Genomic DNA, 18,987 nt, shown 5'->3' on the forward strand with positions numbered 1-18,987 from the left:
AGATTAAACGCCACGCTTTGCCTACGCATTCCTGTTGTTATTATTAACTTATTCGTTTCTTAGCGCTTTAATGGGATCTTGGTTTATCACCCTTTGCACAGGTAAATAGCTTGCGATGAGCGCAATCAGCAGCATGATAGGGATTGTCACGGTAACGGCGAACCAGCTCATGGAAATAGTATCTGTGCTTATCTTTGTCAAAATTCCATACCCGATTGCAATGGCTAATGCACTCACTCCAAGGCCAATCATTACCGGTGTTAGACTTTGCTTGAGCACTTGTGATATCAGTTTGTGTGTATGTGCGCCCAATGACAAGTGAATACCAAGCTCATAGCGACGCATTTGTACACTGTAGTTGAGCACGCCGTAGATCCCAGCGCCAGCTAGGCTTAAGGTAAGGGCTAATAGGGTAACAGTCAACATTGCTTGCAGCCAAGTTTGTCTTAACCTCTGGGTGAGCATGTCATCTACAGGCTCAAAGAAAGCAAAGTTTAGACTCGGATGAATGGCCTTGAGAGCATGAGTTAATTGGACTTTTGACAGTGCAGAATCCCCTTTGATCATAAAGGATGTGCTGCCTTCAGTGACAGGCAAGTAATAGCGCTCTAAGGTATAGCCTCGGTTGCCTGTAGGCACGTAAATATCACTTACAACCCCAACCACTTTTCTTGGCTCTTCTCTGTCTGCATAGAGGGTTTGACCGATTGGATTTTCATCTTTGTACAAACGCTTAGCGAGTGAGGCCGAGAGAATTATTTCATTGTTGTCTGAGCCTGATGCCATGATCGGTGTAAATCGGCTTCCTTGTTCAAGTGGCAGTGAAAGCGCAGTGAAACCGTCCTCGTCGTAAAAGGACAAACTGACGATACCGATCAGCGCAATATTTTGATCATACAAATAGTTTTGCCACCCCATTTGTAGCGGTGAAGTGTAACTTGCTGAGACCGATGCGATGCTTGCTTGATCGGCTAAAAGCTGTTTGATTTGTTTGCCAAGCTCAAAGCTATCTATTTCTGTGGCACTGCCATCAATACGGACATAGTACAAATGCTCAGTATTAAACCCTGTGGGATGAGTCATTTGCGCGTATGCGGGAATTAATTTGTTGGCTGCAAGAAAGAGTAAAATACTGGCAAAGCACACTTGTAATGCCACCAACACTTGACGAGTACGCTTGGAAATTTGCGCGCCAGTGCCTTTACCGCTGCTGTGTAGCGCATCTGTCAGTGCATGATAGTTTACTTGTTTACTGGTAAACCAGGCGATGAGAAGCGATATTATCAGACTCAGTGCACAAGCAACCACTATGGTCGGCCAGTCCAGAGTTAAGCTCTGCATGCGACTAAATAAATAGCTCAAGTCGTTTGCTAACCAAACATTCAACCACTCGGCAAGCAATAATCCGAGTATAGTGGCTGCGCCCACTAACAGCACGCTTTCACAAAACATACTGACAAAAATGTGAGTAGGCTTTGCCCCCAGTGCCGCTTGAATTGCTATGGTGCGCTGTTTTTGCGCAGCTCTTGAGAGAAATAAATTAACCACATTAGTCAGGGCAATGAGCACCAAAACTGCAGCTGAGAATAATAATGTAATTGCTAGTTCATCACTTCGTGCAACGATTTTGTCGCGCAGTGGTGTAAACTTAGCCCCAATTCGCGTGTCGGGCGCTACGTTTTCACGGGATTGGTAAAGCGTGTTAATTTGCTCGCCCAGCGCATGATTCATCTGCTCTATGTTTACACCCGCTTTAAGCCGAGCGATGCCGTTAAATTCACTGCTGATACTATTCCAATGCGAGGTAGTGGTGACAGGCTCCGGAAAGCTACTAAAGCCGCTAACGGGAAAGCCACCAAAGATCTCAGGCACTTCAAACGCTTCTCCCGTTATTCCGATAATTTGATAGCGCTCACGATTGATGCTCGTGTAGCTACCAACGATATCTGGATCGGTATTAAAGTGCGTTATCCAAGACTGATAACTCAGGACTAAAACTTTTTGTTCATCGCTGACGCCTTCGTCTTGTTTTAGCGTGCGACCAAGATGTAGTGGCGTGCCCAACAACTCAAAGAATTCGGGAGTCACTCGAATAATGTCTACCGTGGGCATATCCTTAATGTCCATAAAACGAGATGATACCAAGTGCATCATCGTCATTTTGTCGATAAATTGCTTATCTTGATATAGCTGAAACTGGGTCGAGAGCAGTTGGAATCCATATTGGGTTTCTCCATTAATGGTTTCGCTTTGATCGGTCACCCACAGCTTATCTGCATCAGGGTAGGGAAGCGGTTGCGTGATCAATCTATGGTTGATATTAATCACCACAGTTAGCGCTGCTAAGGTTAATGCTAGGGTGACAAGTACGGTAAGACTAAATCCCGGAAGCTTCCTAAGATTTGACAGTGCGAGCTTAAATTCCTCTTTTATCATCCCGCCATCTCCAAATTCATTTCATCTACCATCACCCCATCTAACAAGAATAGTTTACGTTTTGCCATGTCTGCATACCTAGGGTCGTGAGTAACCATACACATGGTTGTGCCTTGGGCGTTTAGGTCGCTCAGCATTTTCATTACGGCATCGCCATTTTTTGAGTCCAAGTTTCCTGTAGGTTCATCAATTAGCAAAATATCTGGCTGATTGGCGAGCGCACGGGCGATGGCGATACGTTGTTGCTGCCCGCCAGACAGTTGATTGGGCTTATGTTCTGCTCTATGGGTCATTTGTACTAACTCTAAGCAAGTCATTACCCGTTCTTTTAACGCAGTATTTGAGAGTGCAGTGCTACTGTACTTGATGGGTAAGGCGATATTGTCAAAGACGTTCAATTCATCAATGAGGTTAAATGACTGAAATACAAAACCAATATGTTTATTTCTTAGTGTGGCTCTTTGGTTAACGTCAAGGTTACTGACATCGTTACCCGCAATTGTGTAGGTGCCAGTGCTTGGGCTGTCTAATAAACCAAGAATATTTAGAAGTGTTGATTTGCCGCAGCCCGATGGGCCTGAAATTGACAGATATTCGCCCTGAGTCACATTGAGGTTTACGCCACGTAGTGCCAGTGTTTCCATTCCGCCGAGGACAAACTTTTTAGTGATGTTTTTAAGTTCAATAACGTGTCTATTATTCATTGTTCTTCCTTTGGTTTGTTATTTGCTCAAAGTCACTACGGGTGTGTCGGCATAAGATGCCATATCTGACAAAATAAACTGCTGATTTGTCGAAGCGCCACTGAGCAGCTGAATGTGCTGTGACGTTTCTGCGCCATAGTGTACTTGAATTGCACGGGCTTGTTGTTTTTCTTTATCAACAAGATATAAGGTTGCTTGACTATAAGGTTTTGCACCGACGGGTTTGTCGATAAACAGTGCGGAACTCAATTTGTCGATAGAGACTTTCCCCTCAATATTTAGTTCGGGACGAGCACTCGCGGGCAGACTTTTAGGCAGTGTCACCTCAACTTCAATATTGCCATTTTGTACCATTGGATTAATGCGCGACACTTGGCCTTCAATTAAGTCGTTACGAGTATTGATGCTCACCTGCTGAGCCAACTTTATTTGCTGAGCATAGGCTTGTGGGATCTGCAGTTGCGCATATAAATCGGTAGTGCTACCAACTAACACCAATTGAGTGCCAAGAGACACGCTTTGTCCAAGTTCCACATGAAGTTGCTGCAATACTCCTTTGATCCCAGCCCGTACAGTGAGCTTATTCACCCTATCTTGCACCAATAAAAATGCTTCATTACTGGCATCAATATTCGACTGCGCAAGCTGTAGATTGGCTTTGTGTAAGGTCTGTAATTGCGCTATTCGCTGCTGCTCTATATTAATGCGGCGTTTCAGCTGGCGATGGGTAAGTACCGCGCGTTGGTAGTCGAGTTTAGAAACAACTCCATCTTCAACCAATTCTCCTTGAGCGCTAACCTCCAGCTCGGCACTTTCTAACTCAGATCTCAGAATTTCTAAATCCGCTTGATGAGACAGCAATTCTCGTTGTTGATTGATATCGAGCTGTAGATATTGGTCTTGCGATTGCGCCAAACTGCGTTTGGCATCTTTTAAAGATTGGGCCAAGTTTGCATCTTGTAACTTCATGATGATGCTGTCGGGATTAACTTGTGCACCTGGGCGCAACACAATCTCTTCAACCGTGGCATCGCTTGCGGCACTTATCAAACGCGGCGTTTTCGATTTAAGCTGACCATATCCAGATACACTGACCTCTAAATCCCCTTGCTGTACCTCCGCAATCCATGTTTTTGCCACAGGCAAAGATGCCTGCGCTGAGGGCTGTATTAGCAGCCATATAATAACTACGGCGAAAATGGTTCCGCCGACAGCCCACAACCAGTTAACCTTGTTGCGCTTTTTATGTTTGACTTGTATATCCATGTTGATATCTCTAGTGGAATGAAGGTTGTTATTACTCAGTAGATAACAAGTCGCATGCCAAAATATAATTTACTGAAATTATTAGGTTTTTTCTTTTGTCTGTTTGCAGGGAAGGAGTGCTTTTTGCGGTTTCGAAAATAAAAATTGTGGTTTTGGGAAGCACGATTGTATTTGCAAGTGCGCAGAAGAAAGTAGGCTCGTCAATAGAGCCTATGAATTGCAGCGTTATTATTTGTTAAAACACGCGTTCTGGGTTGGTTGGTACGTCTTGTTGCTTTAGAGTCCATTTGGCTATGTCTATCTTGCGCATAAACTTAACCTTTGGGTGCGATTTAGCGTAACGAATAAAGTCGTCAAGTGCTTTTACCCGAGCTGGGCTACCTGCGAGCCTGTCGTGTGCGCTAATAGACATCATCCGGCGCTGGGATTTTCCTTCTTCATAAAGCACATCAAACTCGTCCTTTAACTCTTGCAAATAGGCTTTTGCTGTCATTGCGGAGCTGCCGCCGTAGCGCACGATATCGTTGTTTCTAAAGGTGTAGGGGACAACAACGAAAGGTTTACCATTGACCGGAGTAAACGAAGGTTCATCCCGAGATAAATCATCAATATGATAGACAAAACCAAGGGACTGCAAAATAGTTAATGTCTGCTGTGAATGACGCATCCAAAATGCATTAAAGCCTTGTGGTCTTTGCCCGGTGATCCTTTCAAGCACGTTTGCACTGTGAATATAAGACGCCCGTTCTTCTTCGGGTGTCATTGAGTATTGAGGCGTCCAGTTTTGTCCATGGCCTGAAACTTCATGCCCTTTTTCTGCCACCATTTTGGCAAGTTTAGGATTAAGCTCAGCAGCTTTTCCTACCATGTGGGACGTCACTTTGATGTTGTGCTTATCCCAAAGTTTAAGCAATCGTGGGATCCCTTCGTTCATACCATACTGATACCAAGTAGGAGCGACGGTATCGGGATCGCCCGCTTCTTGCTGAGGAAATGGCCCAGGATCGCTTGGGTCTTGCGCGGTTGCTTCAAACTGCATGGAGATAGAGATCACCAATTGAGCATCATCGGGCCAGTAATGGCCAGGCTCTACTTCGGCGCCGTGGGCTGTGCCTGTAAGCAGGGCGGTTGCTGTTAGTAGTGCTCGAATACTTGTGGTCAACGTGGTACGCATGGTTATTCTCCTGCGGCTCTTGGGCCGGCATACACAGAAAGTGTTGCCTGCGCTAAGCTATGCTGGTGGATAAAAAATCCAGTAAGTGGTGCCGTTGCACCAACTGGCACGGGGAGTGTATCTACATCTAGTGCATGCACGGTAAAGGTGTATTTATGTTTGCGGCCAATAGGCGGGCACGGGCCAAAGTACCCAGGCTTTCCTAAATCCGTATTACCTTCAATGGCTTGGCTTGGTAAAGTTTCTGCAAGCCTAGTCGTGTCTTTGGGCAAGTTATACACTTGCCAGTGCCAAAATCCGCTGCCAGTTGGCGCGTCTTGATCGTAAAACGTCACCGCAAAGCTCTTGGTTTGCTTAGGTGCATTTGACCAAACTAAGGTTGGCAGTGTGCTGTTTCCCTCGCAGCCAAATTGATCCCAGTATTGAAATGGTCGAATAGATTTTTCGGCAACAAGATCTGGGCTTTCTAGTGTAAACTCAGGTGCTGAAATTGCATTGGTTGTACCGAGTAATGCCATAGAGGCTAGGGATAAATGCAGTAATAATGGCTTCATATTGCACCTTTTGCTCTTAATTGTTGGAAATCTGCATAGTCGGTGTAGCCTTGCTCGCTACCACCAAACAAAGGCGCATCAGGGTTGATTGGACTCAAAGGCAATTGATGAGTTAGACGGTATACGAGGTCTGGGTTGGAGATAAACTTGCGACCAAAAGCCACAAAGTCAACTAGACCTTGCTCAATAAGGGCTTCGGCTTGCTCTGGTTCGTAATTTCCCGCCACAATAATGGCACCGTGGAATTTTCTTCTTAGTGCTTGCCTAAAACTCTCCGTCACGACTGGCGCATCATCCCAGTCCGCTTCTGCTAAGTGCACATAGGCAATGCCTAAGCGGTTAAAGTGCTCCGCGGCGAGCAAAATAGTATCAATGGCCTCTTCGTCTTGCATGCCACGTTGAGTAATAAAAGGCGCTAATCGGATCCCTACTTTTTCAGGTCCAATTGCTTGGCTAATCGCGGTGATAACTTCAACCGCAAAGCGAATTCGGTTTTCCTTCGAGCCACCATATTGATCATGACGTTGATTAGAGCTGCGGCGTAAAAACTGGTCAATTAAGTAGCCATTACCAGCGTGGATCTCGACGCCATTAAACCCTGCCATCATGGCATTCTCAGCCGCATGAACATAATCTTCGACTATGCTCTGTATTTCTTGGGTTGCCAGTGCGCGTGGTGTTGGGCAATCGACCATTTCACCCACTCCTTTTTCATTGACCACCCACACTTGTGCGTCGGGTGCCAGTGCTGAGGGGGCGACGGGTTGGCCATCTTCATGAAAAGTGGGGTGAGACATACGACCGACATGCCAAAGCTGACAGAAAATACGGCCACCTTTTTGCTGCACTGCATGGGTGATTTCTTTCCATCCAGCAACCTGCGAAGCAGTATAAATTCCGGGAGTAAATGAATATCCTTTGCCCTGACAAGAGATTTGTGTGGCTTCACTAATGATAAGCCCTGCCGAAGCGCGTTGGGCGTAGTACTTGGCCATCAACTGGTTTGGAATATCTCCCGGTTGTGTTGTTCGAGAGCGGGTCATTGGTGCCATCAAAATGCGGTTTGGTAAGATTAAATTACCGAGTTTTTTCTGCGTAAATAACAATGGATCAGACATAGTATTCTCCTAATTATTGGACAAGTGAGTTGATGTGGCGTGGGAACAGCACTTCAATTTTTAGAGATTCAGGTGCAAAGATAAAAACCTGATGCTCATTGCTAATAGGGACACCTCGTTCCACGTAACGAACGCCAAAATGCTCTAGTCGGGCGATTAACCCGGGGTAATCGTCACCACGAAATGCAATATGATCTATGTTGCTAGTACTCATGCTTGTGTTTTGCACAGAGCCAAGGTATTCAGCCTGTGCTTGGGTATGTGGTGATTGTTCAACCAGATGAATGAAAGGTTGCTGTTGGTCGCCATAAAACCACTTTCCTGGAAATGGAAAAGGTGGACGTAAGCCTTCTTTAAGCCTAAGCACCAGCTCAAAAAAGGTCGCCATTTTTGCCATATCATGGGCTCTAAACAAAAAGTGATCTAACTGCATGGTGTGTTACCTCCATTGGTGTTAGCGATTTATGCGTTGAGAACAGTCTATTTGTTTATTAATATTTGATAATTGGCTTTTATATAAAATTACTTTTCATAAAAGGTGAATAATGAAAAGCAAAGCAGACGATATGACGCTTTTTGTTCAAGTGGTGCGCTCTGATGGCCTGGCTGCGGCAGGGCGAGTATTAGGGCTTTCTCCAGCGAGCATGACCGCACGGATCAATGCACTTGAAGCGCACTATAAAACCCGTTTACTTACTCGAAACACCAGAAGTATTAAACTGACAGAAGCGGGAGAGCGGTTTTATCAGGGCTGTGTGCGAGTCATTGAGGAGGTCGCGGCGGCGGAGGCGCTACTGCAAGATGCCGATCCTGATTTGAGAGGCACACTCAAAATTGCAGCAAGCTCAGACTTTGGCCGTCAGTACGTGGTTCCCGCCGTTGCGGAGTTTGCCACACAGCATCCACAGGTGGTGGTTAACTTGAGCTTGGGGGAGGGCTTGGTCAAATTAGTTGAGTCTGGCACTGATATTGCCATTCGTTATGGTAATTTAAATGATAGCAGCTTGATATCTCGGTCTCTGTTAAACAACCGCAGAATGCTGGTGGCTGCCCCAAACTATCTCGAACGGTATGGTACACCAGATTGCTATCAAGCATTACAGCGCCATCGCTGTTTAGTACTGGAAAGAGCAGGACAGGCGCTAAACGATTGGTATTTTATCGACAGAGACACGCAAGCAACCATCATTGAAACTGTGCCTACTTGTTTAGTGAGTTCAGATGGAGAAGTATTGCGAAACTGGGCTATTCAAGGGCTTGGGATCACCATCAAGTCGTGGTTAGATGTTCACAAAGATATTAAAGCGGGGCGATTGGTGGAGTTGTTGCCAACTCAAACATTGGGATTTAGTCCAACGGACTCAGATAAAGTTGCGCTGCAAGCGATTTATCCATCTAGGCAGTTTCAACCTCGTCAAGTCAAAGCGTTTCTAACCTTTTTTAGCGAGTATTTACAACAAATACAGAATTGATTTTATTTCATTGAAGTCTAGCGAATTAGCCGTGCGTAAGTGATAAAGATATGCATAATAAACGCTCATATTTAAACTAACTAAAGAGGTTCAAGGATGGCAATTGGCAATATTAAACACGTAATTTTTGACGTCGGTAACGTATTTGTGAGGTGGTCACCGGAGGAGATAGTTCGGCTTACCTTTGGCAACCAATGCGACGTTGAGAGTCTAGCTAAGCAGCTGTTCCACAGTGAAATTTGGTTTGCGATTAATCGAGGCGAACTGACTGAAGCAGACACCAAGCACGCTTTTATGCAAACCTGTCACTTAACCTCTGAGCAAGCTGACGAACTGTTCTTTTATATCAAAGAATCACTGATCCCACTTTATGGCACGCTTGCACTGATGCAGCGTCTAAAGGCGGCTGGATATAGTGCTTATGCCCTAACCGATAATGTGCACGAGATTGTGAGCCACCTAAAAGCGCGTCATACTTTCTGGCAACACTTTGACGGAGAAATCATTTCTGCTGAGCTTGGCTGCATGAAGCCCGGCAAAGCTATTTTTACTCACTTACTGGAGCGCTATCAACTAGCGGCAGATGACTGTGTTTTTCTTGATGATGTCTTAGCGAATGTGGAAGGTGCAAAGCAGGTCGGAATGCATGGTATTCAGTTCTTTAATGCGGCGCAAGCTGAGCGCGAGTTACGTGAGCTAGGATTAGTGTTTTAATACAGTTAAAGCAGCTGTAATCGTTTTAGGACTATTTTGATTATTCACTCCAACGCATCGATATTGTTTGGTCTTTTTATTCATGCAACACTGCAATATGAGAATAATTAAAAAACGGGATGAAGATGCGTAAATTAACAGCCTTGGTGTGGTCTTGCTCTGTTTCCTTGTGCGTGAGTGTTGTGTTTGGTAACACGGCGCAAGCTGACGAGTCACCAATATTTAGTTCTAAAGCCACGGCACAGCCAATATGGGCTGAACACGGCATGGTATCTAGCCAAGAGGCACTTGCTAGTCAGGTTGGTATAGAGATTTTAAAGCAAGGTGGCAATGCTGTTGATGCGGCTGTCGCAGTAGGTTTTAGCCTTGCCGTGACCCTGCCAAGAGCCGGAAATATCGGTGGCGGTGGCTTTATGCTAGTGCATCTGGCAAAAGAGAATAAAACCATTGCGATTGATTATCGCGAAATGGCACCAGGCCGTGCGCACAAAGACATCTTTATTGATGAAAACGGCGAGGTAAACCCAAAGCTAAGCCTTCAGCACGGCCTTGCCGTGGGCGTTCCCGGAACGGTTATGGGGATGGAGTTAGCACTCGAGAAATACGGCACCATGACACTTAGTCAGGTTATCCAGCCTGCAATCAAATTGGCGCGTGATGGCATTAAAGTGACCTCTGATTTAGCTAATTCGCTTTCTCATAATTATATTAAAGAACGAATGCTCGATGTGCCGGCATCTAAGGCCGTGTTTTATAAAAAAGATGGTAGCAGCTATAAGCCAAATGAATGGCTGGTGCAAGCAGATCTTGCCCACTCTTTAGCGCTGATCGCTGAAAAAGGCAGCGCGGGCTTTTATCAGGGTGAGACAGCAAAGAAAATTGTTGCTGCGGTAGAAGCAGCTGGTGGCATTATGTCGCTGGATGACTTAAAAGGCTATAAAGCGGTAGAGCGTGAACCAGTAAAAGGTACATATCGCGGCTACGACATCGTTTCTATGCCGCCTCCTTCATCTGGTGGTGTGCATATCATAGAGATGCTAAACATGCTGGAGCAATACCCTATTGGTGAGCTTGGGCATAATAGCGCTGCTACCGTCCATTTAATGGCTGAGGTCATGAAGCGTGCGTATGCTGACCGCAGTGAATATTTGGGCGACCCTGATTTCTACGACGTACCCGTTAAAGCATTGGTGGATAAGCAATATGCAAAGCAGCGCAGTAAACAAATAAACGCAGACAAAGCGACGCCAAGTCGTGAGATTAAGCCCGGTAAATTATTACCTTATGAGAGTAACCAAACCACGCATTATTCTGTGGTAGATAAGTGGGGCAATGCAGTGAGTAACACTTATACGCTCAACTTTAGCTATGGCTCAGGTATTGTCGCGGCTGGCACAGGCATTCTACTTAACAACGAAATGGATGATTTCTCGGCAAAGCCCGGCACACCAAACGGTTTTGGCTTGGTTGGTGGAGAAGCTAATGCTGTTGAAGGAAAGAAGCGCCCGCTGAGTTCGATGACACCTACGATTGTAATGAAAGAGGGTAAACCCTTTTTGGTAACGGGTAGTCCAGGTGGCTCGCGTATTATCACCACCACGCTACAAATCATTATGAATGTTATTGATCATGGCTTAAATATCGCTGAAGCAACCGTGGCTCCGCGTATTCACCACCAATGGTTACCAGATGAAATTCGTATTGAACGTAGCTTAAATGTGGATACTCGACGTCTACTTGAAAACAAAGGACACACACTTTCAGAGCAGAATGCGATGGGTTCAACCCAGTCAATCATGCTTACCGATAAAGGTCTATTTGGCTCCTCAGATCCAAGGCGTGCAGATAGCGCTGCGGTGGGGTACTAATACCAATTGAATTAATTATCTAATCAATTTGAAGGGTGAAATAGCATATTAGCTTCGTTAAAAATTTCTCATTTAGAACAACTAAATAGCAAAATTCTTGCCTTGCCTATATGGATATAGGTACCTTAGCGGTAGCAGGACGCGAGAGCGGTGCTACTAAAGCTATTTCCCCGCTTCAAGATAGATCATTTACTTAATACAACTGGTATAATATCCTGATTTCCATTGAGTCTTAAGTGTAATTTAAATCGAGTAGGGGCGAGGTGCCCCTTTTCTATGCACTTTCTTTGATTAAATACTCTGGCAGTGGCCAATTCATGACGATGACTTCGCCTTGCCAAGTTTCAATCGTCAGCCAAACCTTGTCGTCTTTTGATAATGTTTTCTTTGCTAAAGCATGCACGTGTTGACCGTGTTTTGTGCCGTGAAGGATCCCGAGCTCATGCTCCATAAGCTGTGCAAGTGGCATCGCGTTGGGGCCGATATTGAGATAGCCTTGGCGCACAGATTCAACGTCACCTTTATTGAACAGTAGTAAGAAGTCTTTGACGTATAAGTTATCGTGGATGTATGGCGGCTTGTCGTCAAAAGGCATTGGTGTAATGCTGTACTCTCCAAGTGTTTGCTCCGCCAATGGAGCGGGAAACTCTGGATGTAATGATTGATAATAAAACCAAGCTGGCAACACCAGCAATAGGGCATTTAACCAATATTTATTGTGTTGTATAAAGCGTTTGACTGCATTCATGGCTATTTACCCTTGTTGTGCTTTTAGTTGTCTTGCATTGCTCCGTTCTTGGCTACGCGCGCGTTTGGTTCGAAGCTGATACATGATAAATCCGGTGATCGACATTCCAGATAAAATACAGCCAAAAATAAACCAGATAACTTTGGTCCAGATCCCTCCTATGGTGCCGTAGTGAAGTGGATCTGTGATGTGCATAACCGTTTGTAAACCTGTCATTGAATCAGGGTTTGCATGATGAACGACTGTATCATTCCAAGTGTTGTAGGCAATATTAATGCTGTAATCGTCATAGAGTACGTAGTCGTTTGCGCCACTGATTTTGAGCGTATCGCGGTTATGCTCAGGTAGCATGATGTAACTTGGGCGAAAGTCAGTGTACTGTTGTTGGATTTCAGCGAGCGCTAGGTCAACACTGGTTTCCACTGCATTCGCGTTTATTGTTGAGTTGGGTATATCCGCTGCATTTAATGTTTCATGATGTTCGAGTTCAACACCAGCATGCCACAGCACCGCTTGCGTTAAATACCACAGTCCGGTGAGGCTCATTACGGTCATAAACCAAAGCGACCATACTCCACTGAGTTTATGGATGTCAGCGGCAAGGGTACGACCTCCTTGTGATTTACGCAGCTTAAACTGAAAAAACGCCAACCAAAACTTTTTGTATACCACTAGGCCTGTGATCAACGCGCCCAGTAGGATCAGTGACATAAACGCCACTAAATAGTAACCAACACTGTAGCCGTTTTGCCATGGAAATAGCAGCCAGCCATGTAATGAACGCATAAAGTTAATAAACGTATTGCCGTCATTTATTTCCTGAACAGCCGCTGTGTACTGGTTTACGTATGCAAGCGCATAGGGCTTGTCGACGTCGGTAAACATCACCACATAGGTCAAATAGGGCTCTCTCACATTGAGCCCCATGACATCTGCACTTGGGTGCTCATCCTTAAACGCGCGTAACACTGAGCCCGCTGACATCTCACTTACTTGACTGGGGTTATGTGCCCGAGAATCAGGGTTGGTAAGCCATGTAAGTTCATGGCTGAAAACGGAAATGGTACCTGTGATACAAATAAAGCAAAACAGTAGCCATATTGGCAGTGAAAACCAACCATGCAACTGAAACCAAAACTTGTTGCTTATTTTCTTTGCCATTGTGTGTTCCTAGTTCTTTGAATGACGGCGACAAATTAAAGCTGAGGGAGTATTTGCGCAAAAATGTAAATAAAGTATATCTTTTTAAAAGTGTAAATGGCAATTATATTCATTTGGATGTGCGTTAAATGGCATGTTTTATTCGTTCAGCGGTTTATCTTTTTTGTTTCTTTTATGGGAAAGTTGTTTTAAATTAGTTGGTTACTTGTTTTGGGAACGTTCCTTAAATCGGGTTCGAAACTGGTTGTAATTCACCTTGATGTTATTGCTAATAGTTATCATCTGCATTACTATAATTTCGATTTTTACAATATTAGGATAAATCCAGTGAACACTCTGCCTCTCAAAATGCTCTCATTTGCTGTTATGGCAGCGCTCGGCACGTCAGCATTACAGGTGCAAGCAGCACAGCAAGATAATGAAGAAATTGAAAAAATAGTCGTGACGGGAAAATACACCGTCAATGAAGTGATAGACACTGCGACCGGCTTAGGGTTATCTCTTCTTGAGACGCCTCAATCTGTTAGCGTTATTACCGCTGCACGGATCAAAGAACAAAAACTCGATACATTAACCGATACTGTGTTAAATGCGATTGGGGTGTCAGCGAAAGAAATTGATAATGTTCGTAATACGTTGCAGTCTCGTGGCTTTGACATTACCAACTATCAAATTGATGGCGTTCCTTTGTCATGGAGTTTAGCGGGGGATTCAGGCGAAACCATCGCGGATGTTGCTATATACGAGCGCGTGGAGTTTGTGCGTGGTGCAACCGGGTTATTAACCGGCGCGGGCGATCCTTCAGCTTCAATTAACCTAGTACGCAAACATGCAAATAGCACCGACCTCACAGGTTTTGCTAGTGTCTCTTTGGGGAGCTGGAACAATAAAGAAGTGATGGTGGACGTTGCCAATGGATTAACTAACGATGGCAGTGTGCGTGGACGAGTGGTGGCGAAGTATGAAGAAGGTGACTCGTATTTAGATCTCTTCTCTGACGAAAGTACCGTGCTTTATGGGGTACTAGAAGCGGATTTAAGCACGCATTCGACAATCCGCGTTGGTGCTAGCTATCAACGTAACGACCCTACCAGTCCAACTTGGGGGGCATTACCTACTTTCTTTACCGATGGAAGTAAGACAGACTGGGAAGTCGAAAAAACCACAGCTGCAAATTGGACTGAGTGGCAAACTACTGGCACCAATGCTTTTGTGAACTTTAGCCACAACTTTGCAAATGGTTGGGAACTGGTCGCCAATTACAACAAGCTGAAATACGAGCAAGATACAGAGCTGCTGTATTTATTCGGCACGTTGGATAAAACAACAGGTGAGGGCTTAGCGTCTTGGCCCTATAAAAGTACAGGTGAAAGTAACCAAGACAGCTTTGATATCCAGCTTAAAGGTTTTTATCAACTCGCTGGTCGTGAGCATGATTTCGTAACTGGCGCGCTTTACAGTGAGCAAAGCGCCGATACCCTCACTTTTGCTGCGCTCGATAATGCCTTTTTGCCAGTTGGCAATTTTTACGAGTGGGATGGTAATTTTCCTGAGCCGACGTGGGGCACAGAAACCTCAGTTGCTCAAGATATGGATACCGAGCAAAAAGGGTTTTACGCCGCAACAAGGCTAAATCTTAGCGATGAACTTAAAGTAATAGCGGGTGGTCGTTTGTCGAGCTGGCAGCGCGAAGGCGAAAGCTATGGCGTCATCACTGATTTTGGCGACAATGGCGTATTTATACCATACGCTGGTGCCTTGTACGACTTGTCGGCAACGCAGCGAGTGTATGCAAGTTACACTGAAATATTCCAGCCGCAAAATGCCCAAGACCGTAATGGTGATTTCCTTGATCCAATCAAAGGAAAATCATACGAAGTGGGGCTAAAAAGTACCTATCTAGACGACACGCTGCAAACAACATTGGCGATTTTCCAAATCGAACAAGATAACCTAGCTCAAGATGATGTTGGATACATAGTTCCTGGTTCGGTAAATACAGTCGCGCAATATGCTGCTGAAGGCACAACCAGTAAAGGCTTCGAATTTGAAGTGGTGGGTCAGTTAACTGACGGTTTTGATGTGCATTTGGGTTATTCACAATACAAAGCTGAGGATGCCAACGGCGTTGAAGTGAATACGGATAACCCAAGAAAGCAATTTAAGTTGTATACGACTTACCAATTTGTGAATGCTTTACCTGAGTTGACGATTGGTGGTGGCGTGAACTGGCAGGATGACACTTATTCAGTAACGGGCAACGATAGGCTAGAGCAAGATGCTTATGCACTGGTTAGCTTGATGGCAAACTACGCACTGGCAGACAATATGGCGCTACAGCTCAACGTAGAAAACCTCTTCGATGAAAAGTACTACAGCCAAATTGGCTTCTTTGATCAGTATCGTTATGGCGCGCCGAGAAATTACAGCTTAAGTTTTAGCTATGATTTTTAGCAGACTGTAAACTAACTAAGCGTGGCTAGTGGGCCACGCTGTTGTTCATTGTCTATTTATTGTAAGTTGTGTATGCTTGCAACACATCATTTAAAAGGAATTTATAATGAGTTTATCCCCATTACTGCTGGTCGTTGGCTTATTGGTAAATATAAGTACAGCTTCAGCCACACTCAACAATCAATATGTGATTAGCCAACTACAACCGCTGACTGGTGAACTTCCCACGATACAGAGTGACGTTGATAGGCAAGCTCTTGCGCTGCAGGTTATGGCCGAGTTAGATGAAAGTAATCGCCGACTGCGCAGCAAACGTGAAGAATGCAACAAGGTTACGACTGTTCTAAACAACTCGCAATTTAGCACGCTCAACATTGAGGTAGACTACTATCTTCCTATACTCAGTTATTTTAACTATTTAAACAAATATCAATGTGAATCTGAGGAGTTTGATGATTTTTCACGGAGGTTTGCTGTCAGTTATGTAATGTTAAAAGATGAAAGGCGCTTCGATAGGCTAGAGTTAATGAGCCTAGTACCTTCTCTCAGTTACAAGGAGTTCATGGAAGCCGATGAAACATTCAATACCTTACCCCAATCCGTGAAAGAAGCTGCGCTGAAAGCTGATTTTCTAAAAAACAACTTTAATTATGTTGAAAGCTTATTGCCAGTTTTGACATTTAAGTGATTAAAGGTGTCTGTGGTGAAAGCTCATTTATTCGTTTTGATACTGTTTGGGTTTCACGAATAAGTTGTTGTAGCGTCAAAAATACATGGTTTATCATTGCGGCGACTATATTTTGAAGATCGGTCATTAACAGGAGGGAGTTTTGGAAAGTGACACCAAAAGGACACGAAGCTTAATAAAGCATCTAGTAATAGCGCTAGTATCAGTCGCTGCTATGGGTATTGTTAATGCCAAAACTTCAATGACTTACACTGAATTGTATAACAAGCTACCGTTAAGCGAATCGGAGTTTACTTCTTTACAGAGTGAGTTTGATTTAAAGTCGAGTGAGCACGCGACGATGATGGAGTTATTATCAAGCTATAACTCGCTACATAAAAGAAGAATGAGCTGTCGAGCTGTCGACAACATACTTACAGTAAAACAAATGGATGCATTGAGCATTGACAAAACACATTACGTAACAGTGTTATTTTACGTCGATAGTGTAAACAAAAGTCGGTGTGAGCGAGCAGCGTATGAGCACTTTTTGAGATTGCTTGCAGTCAATTTGGTTGTTCAAAAAGAGCCAAAAAATGTTGAGCTAATAAATTCCATGAACACTTTATCATCTCGCCTTTATGGTGATTTTAGGGAGTTTAAAGCCGAGTTTAATCTCTTACCGGAACAAGTTCGAGAAACAGCTCTTAACGCTGACTACTTAAACAAGAACTTCAATTTATTTGCTACGCTTGACAGTGTGATGGAATAAACCAGGGCTGCAGGCCATGCCTCTGCAGGGCCTGTATGCTGCAGAAACTATAATAATATGATTGAAAAGGAATTTTACAGTGAATTTATTCTCAGCATCCTTAGTCGTGGGCTTATTGCTAAATGTGAGCACAGTGGCCGCTACACCTGATTATCAAGAGATACTTAACAAGCCACCTGTGCAGCCCAGCGAACTCAACACGCTACTGGACAATTTTGGAATAGAAGGTTTTGAACGACAGGCAATGTCAGCGCTTATAGAGAGCTATAACCGATTACAGAGTAAGCGCAAGGAATGTGAGAACGTTGATAATGTATTAAACAAGTCGCAATTGAGCCCGCTAAAAATCAATATGAAGCACTACCCCTTAGTTCTTCATTACTTTGACGGTCTCAACAAAAATCAGTGCGAATCAGCAGAGTTTAGTGAGTTTTCAAAGTTACTTGTCGTCAATCATGCAGCGAAAGGGCAGCATAGTGATTTCACCTTTTTAGAGGCCATCAATGCTGCGTCTTCTTCTCGCTATGCACACTTTATTGAAGCTGAAGCGAGGTTTAATACCTTACCTGAGACGGTAAAAGAGGCCACACTAAAGGCGGGTTTTCTTCAGATCAACTTTAATTATCTTAAAAGCATAGAACAGATCTACGGATTCGAACGATAGAAGGAATAATTGATGAATCGCCAGTTATTCATTTCGATATTGTTTGGACTTGTATTCGCGCAACAAGCGAACGCTGAATCAATGTCAGTAGATCTTACGCCGCCTATTGAGTATCCAGTTGAACAATTAGCACCAGTTCAAAAGGCGCTGCTTAGTGAGCTGTTAAATAGCGTAACACAACTGGGTGATAGAAAAGCGGCATGCGAAAATGCGCGTGTTATTACACCAAAACAATTACACAGTCTTAATATTACCCCGCAGCAGCGAGGTATCGTTTTATCTTATTTTTATATTCACCAAAAAAGAGAATGTGAAGCCGAAGAGTATGGCGAATTCGCCAGACTTGTTGCCGCGAATTTAGCGGTGCAAAAGCAGTCAGATGTCTTAAGGTTCGTCAATGCGCTAAACACGGTAAGCTCCAGCGTTTATTTCGACTATGTTGAAACGGAGCTGGAGTTTAACCAGCTACCAGAAAGTGTTCGCAATAAAGCCTACCAAGCCGAGTTTTTACAACATCCGTTTAGTCTTATGCATACGCTAGAACAGTTTGAATAATTCGGCGCGTTGTTACCGATTAAGTAAAACCTAAGCTAACATAATACGGTTTAATAATTCGTATGCGGTACGCTTTGCATCATCTACGGCTTGATCGGGTACTTGATGATTTGCAATCCAAAGTGCGAGACTCGTTAATCCACCATTGATAAATTGAGCGCTGGTTTTATGCGCTTGAGAGCTCTGTTGCGGTGCGATTACACTTAGTAACTGTGTGATTGATGCCACACACCCTGACGCTGCCTTTTCGAGTTGTTCAGGTTCTAGTACCGACTGCGCATCACGTAATATAATACGTTGTATCTCGGGCTCCGTAGCCATATCCAAGTAAGTTTCTGCACGTTTCAAAAGCATTTGCTGAGGTGAGGTTTCACTACGTTCAATATCGCGGAGCCGGAGATCCATTTCACTGTCTAGTTGCTGTACGACCGCGTAAAACAACCCTTTTTTGTTGCCAAAGTGATGATACAGCGCTCCTCGAGTGAGTCCTACATCCGCTGTTAGCTCTTCTAATGCCGTCCCTGCAAATCCTTTACTTGCAAAAAGCACTCTGGCTTGGGCCAATAGCTCGCTGCGGGTTTTCTCCATCATGCTGCTTCTTGTTGTCATTTTGCGATCCTTATTAAAAAACTACGCAATTTATAATTGACATACAGTGTG

General features: G+C 44.3%; 18 protein-coding genes. 8 read left to right on the forward strand and 10 right to left on the reverse strand.

Translation table 11 applies throughout. The annotated features are described in order from the left end of the window. Positions 1-48: 48 nt before the first annotated feature. The 7 genes from CKO50_RS22635 to CKO50_RS22665 all read right to left on the reverse strand — a co-directional run bounded on the left by CKO50_RS22635 (position 49) and on the right by CKO50_RS22665 (position 7,685). Positions 49-2,436, reverse strand: a complete 2,388-nt coding sequence (locus tag CKO50_RS22635) for an FtsX-like permease family protein (protein WP_095730011.1) — start codon at positions 2,434-2,436, stop codon at positions 49-51. Next, complete coding sequence (locus CKO50_RS22640; protein WP_095730012.1) at positions 2,433-3,140, reverse strand: ABC transporter ATP-binding protein; 708 nt, start codon at positions 3,138-3,140, stop codon at positions 2,433-2,435. Before CKO50_RS22640 ends, CKO50_RS22635 begins: the two co-directional genes overlap by 4 nt. Positions 3,141-3,158: 18 nt before the next feature. Next, positions 3,159-4,406, reverse strand: coding sequence for an efflux RND transporter periplasmic adaptor subunit (locus tag CKO50_RS22645; RefSeq protein ID WP_095730013.1), 1,248 nt, complete (start codon positions 4,404-4,406; stop codon positions 3,159-3,161). A gap of 235 nt (positions 4,407-4,641) precedes the next feature. Beyond that, positions 4,642-5,580 (reverse strand): polysaccharide deacetylase family protein, encoded by a 939-nt coding sequence (locus CKO50_RS22650; protein ID WP_095730014.1) that lies wholly within the window; start codon positions 5,578-5,580, stop codon positions 4,642-4,644. 2 nt (positions 5,581-5,582) lie between these two features. After that, the gene (locus tag CKO50_RS22655) at positions 5,583-6,134 is read right to left on the reverse strand and encodes a YbhB/YbcL family Raf kinase inhibitor-like protein (protein ID WP_095730015.1); all 552 of its coding nucleotides are present in this window, start codon (positions 6,132-6,134) and stop codon (positions 5,583-5,585) included. Next, positions 6,131-7,252 carry an alkene reductase gene (locus tag CKO50_RS22660; protein WP_095730016.1) on the reverse strand — a complete coding sequence of 374 codons (1,122 nt, stop codon included), beginning with the start codon at positions 7,250-7,252 and terminating at the stop codon, positions 6,131-6,133. Before CKO50_RS22660 ends, CKO50_RS22655 begins: the two co-directional genes overlap by 4 nt. Before the next feature lie 13 nt (positions 7,253-7,265). Then, the gene (locus tag CKO50_RS22665) at positions 7,266-7,685 is read right to left on the reverse strand and encodes a lactoylglutathione lyase (protein WP_095730017.1); all 420 of its coding nucleotides are present in this window, start codon (positions 7,683-7,685) and stop codon (positions 7,266-7,268) included. A 112-nt stretch (positions 7,686-7,797) separates the two neighbouring features. Between CKO50_RS22665 and CKO50_RS22670 the strand changes: the two genes are divergently transcribed. The 3 genes from CKO50_RS22670 (at position 7,798) to ggt (ending at position 11,306) form a co-directional block, all read left to right on the forward strand. Continuing rightward, complete coding sequence (locus CKO50_RS22670; protein WP_095730018.1) at positions 7,798-8,724, forward strand: LysR family transcriptional regulator; 927 nt, start codon at positions 7,798-7,800, stop codon at positions 8,722-8,724. A gap of 96 nt (positions 8,725-8,820) precedes the next feature. Beyond that, positions 8,821-9,438, forward strand: a complete 618-nt coding sequence (locus tag CKO50_RS22675) for an HAD family phosphatase (RefSeq protein WP_095730019.1) — start codon at positions 8,821-8,823, stop codon at positions 9,436-9,438. A gap of 125 nt (positions 9,439-9,563) precedes the next feature. After that, entirely contained in the window at positions 9,564-11,306 is a 1,743-nt protein-coding gene (ggt, locus tag CKO50_RS22680; protein WP_095730020.1) for a gamma-glutamyltransferase, read from the forward strand. Between the two features lie 274 nt (positions 11,307-11,580). Here the strand turns inward: ggt and CKO50_RS22685 are convergent, their stop codons facing one another. Beyond that, on the reverse strand, positions 11,581-12,054 hold the full coding sequence (locus CKO50_RS22685) for a hypothetical protein (RefSeq protein ID WP_010604112.1): 474 nt from the start codon (positions 12,052-12,054) through the stop codon (positions 11,581-11,583). A gap of 6 nt (positions 12,055-12,060) precedes the next feature. Continuing rightward, positions 12,061-13,215 (reverse strand): PepSY domain-containing protein, encoded by a 1,155-nt coding sequence (locus CKO50_RS22690; RefSeq protein WP_095730021.1) that lies wholly within the window; start codon positions 13,213-13,215, stop codon positions 12,061-12,063. Positions 13,216-13,542: 327 nt separating this feature from the next. Here CKO50_RS22690 and CKO50_RS22695 point away from each other — a divergent pair, with 327 nt between their 5' ends. The 5 genes from CKO50_RS22695 to CKO50_RS22715 all read left to right on the forward strand — a co-directional run bounded on the left by CKO50_RS22695 (position 13,543) and on the right by CKO50_RS22715 (position 18,327). After that, a complete protein-coding gene (locus CKO50_RS22695) occupies positions 13,543-15,669 on the forward strand; it encodes a TonB-dependent siderophore receptor (protein ID WP_095730022.1) in 2,127 nt (708 codons plus the stop codon). A 106-nt stretch (positions 15,670-15,775) separates the two neighbouring features. Then, positions 15,776-16,357 (forward strand): hypothetical protein, encoded by a 582-nt coding sequence (locus tag CKO50_RS22700; RefSeq protein ID WP_095730023.1) that lies wholly within the window; start codon positions 15,776-15,778, stop codon positions 16,355-16,357. Between the two features lie 214 nt (positions 16,358-16,571). Then, the gene (locus CKO50_RS22705) at positions 16,572-17,108 is read left to right on the forward strand and encodes a hypothetical protein (protein ID WP_141240173.1); all 537 of its coding nucleotides are present in this window, start codon (positions 16,572-16,574) and stop codon (positions 17,106-17,108) included. A 79-nt stretch (positions 17,109-17,187) separates the two neighbouring features. Beyond that, a complete protein-coding gene (locus CKO50_RS22710) occupies positions 17,188-17,772 on the forward strand; it encodes a hypothetical protein (protein WP_095730025.1) in 585 nt (194 codons plus the stop codon). A 12-nt stretch (positions 17,773-17,784) separates the two neighbouring features. Then, on the forward strand, positions 17,785-18,327 hold the full coding sequence (locus CKO50_RS22715; RefSeq protein WP_095730026.1) for a hypothetical protein: 543 nt from the start codon (positions 17,785-17,787) through the stop codon (positions 18,325-18,327). Between the two features lie 30 nt (positions 18,328-18,357). Here CKO50_RS22715 and CKO50_RS22720 read toward each other — a convergent pair whose 3' ends face one another. Further along, positions 18,358-18,936: a TetR/AcrR family transcriptional regulator gene (locus tag CKO50_RS22720; protein WP_095730027.1), complete on the reverse strand. Its 579-nt coding sequence runs from the start codon at positions 18,934-18,936 to the stop codon at positions 18,358-18,360. Positions 18,937-18,987 lie beyond the last annotated feature (51 nt).

It is taken from the genome of Pseudoalteromonas sp. HM-SA03, from assembly GCF_002289345.1.
Classification (GTDB): domain Bacteria; phylum Pseudomonadota; class Gammaproteobacteria; order Enterobacterales; family Alteromonadaceae; genus Pseudoalteromonas.

Excerpts from the sequence above, each read along its gene's own strand:
- CKO50_RS22670 (WP_095730018.1), top strand. The coding sequence starts at position 7,798 with ATGAAAAGCAAAGCAGACGATATGACGCTTTTTGTTCAAGTGGTGCGC.
- CKO50_RS22720 (WP_095730027.1), bottom strand. The coding sequence starts at position 18,936 with ATGACAACAAGAAGCAGCATGATGGAGAAAACCCGCAGCGAGCTATTG.
- CKO50_RS22640 (WP_095730012.1), bottom strand. The coding sequence starts at position 3,140 with ATGAATAATAGACACGTTATTGAACTTAAAAACATCACTAAAAAGTTT.
- CKO50_RS22650 (WP_095730014.1), bottom strand. The coding sequence starts at position 5,580 with ATGCGTACCACGTTGACCACAAGTATTCGAGCACTACTAACAGCAACC.
- CKO50_RS22690 (WP_095730021.1), bottom strand. The coding sequence starts at position 13,215 with ATGGCAAAGAAAATAAGCAACAAGTTTTGGTTTCAGTTGCATGGTTGG.
- CKO50_RS22665 (WP_095730017.1), bottom strand. The coding sequence starts at position 7,685 with ATGCAGTTAGATCACTTTTTGTTTAGAGCCCATGATATGGCAAAAATG.
- CKO50_RS22675 (WP_095730019.1), top strand. The coding sequence starts at position 8,821 with ATGGCAATTGGCAATATTAAACACGTAATTTTTGACGTCGGTAACGTA.
- CKO50_RS22685 (WP_010604112.1), bottom strand. The coding sequence starts at position 12,054 with ATGAATGCAGTCAAACGCTTTATACAACACAATAAATATTGGTTAAAT.
- CKO50_RS22635 (WP_095730011.1), bottom strand. The coding sequence starts at position 2,436 with ATGATAAAAGAGGAATTTAAGCTCGCACTGTCAAATCTTAGGAAGCTT.
- ggt (WP_095730020.1), top strand. The coding sequence starts at position 9,564 with ATGCGTAAATTAACAGCCTTGGTGTGGTCTTGCTCTGTTTCCTTGTGC.
- CKO50_RS22705 (WP_141240173.1), top strand. The coding sequence starts at position 16,572 with ATGGGTATTGTTAATGCCAAAACTTCAATGACTTACACTGAATTGTAT.
- CKO50_RS22655 (WP_095730015.1), bottom strand. The coding sequence starts at position 6,134 with ATGAAGCCATTATTACTGCATTTATCCCTAGCCTCTATGGCATTACTC.
- CKO50_RS22660 (WP_095730016.1), bottom strand. The coding sequence starts at position 7,252 with ATGTCTGATCCATTGTTATTTACGCAGAAAAAACTCGGTAATTTAATC.
- CKO50_RS22700 (WP_095730023.1), top strand. The coding sequence starts at position 15,776 with ATGAGTTTATCCCCATTACTGCTGGTCGTTGGCTTATTGGTAAATATA.
- CKO50_RS22645 (WP_095730013.1), bottom strand. The coding sequence starts at position 4,406 with ATGGATATACAAGTCAAACATAAAAAGCGCAACAAGGTTAACTGGTTG.
- CKO50_RS22715 (WP_095730026.1), top strand. The coding sequence starts at position 17,785 with ATGAATCGCCAGTTATTCATTTCGATATTGTTTGGACTTGTATTCGCG.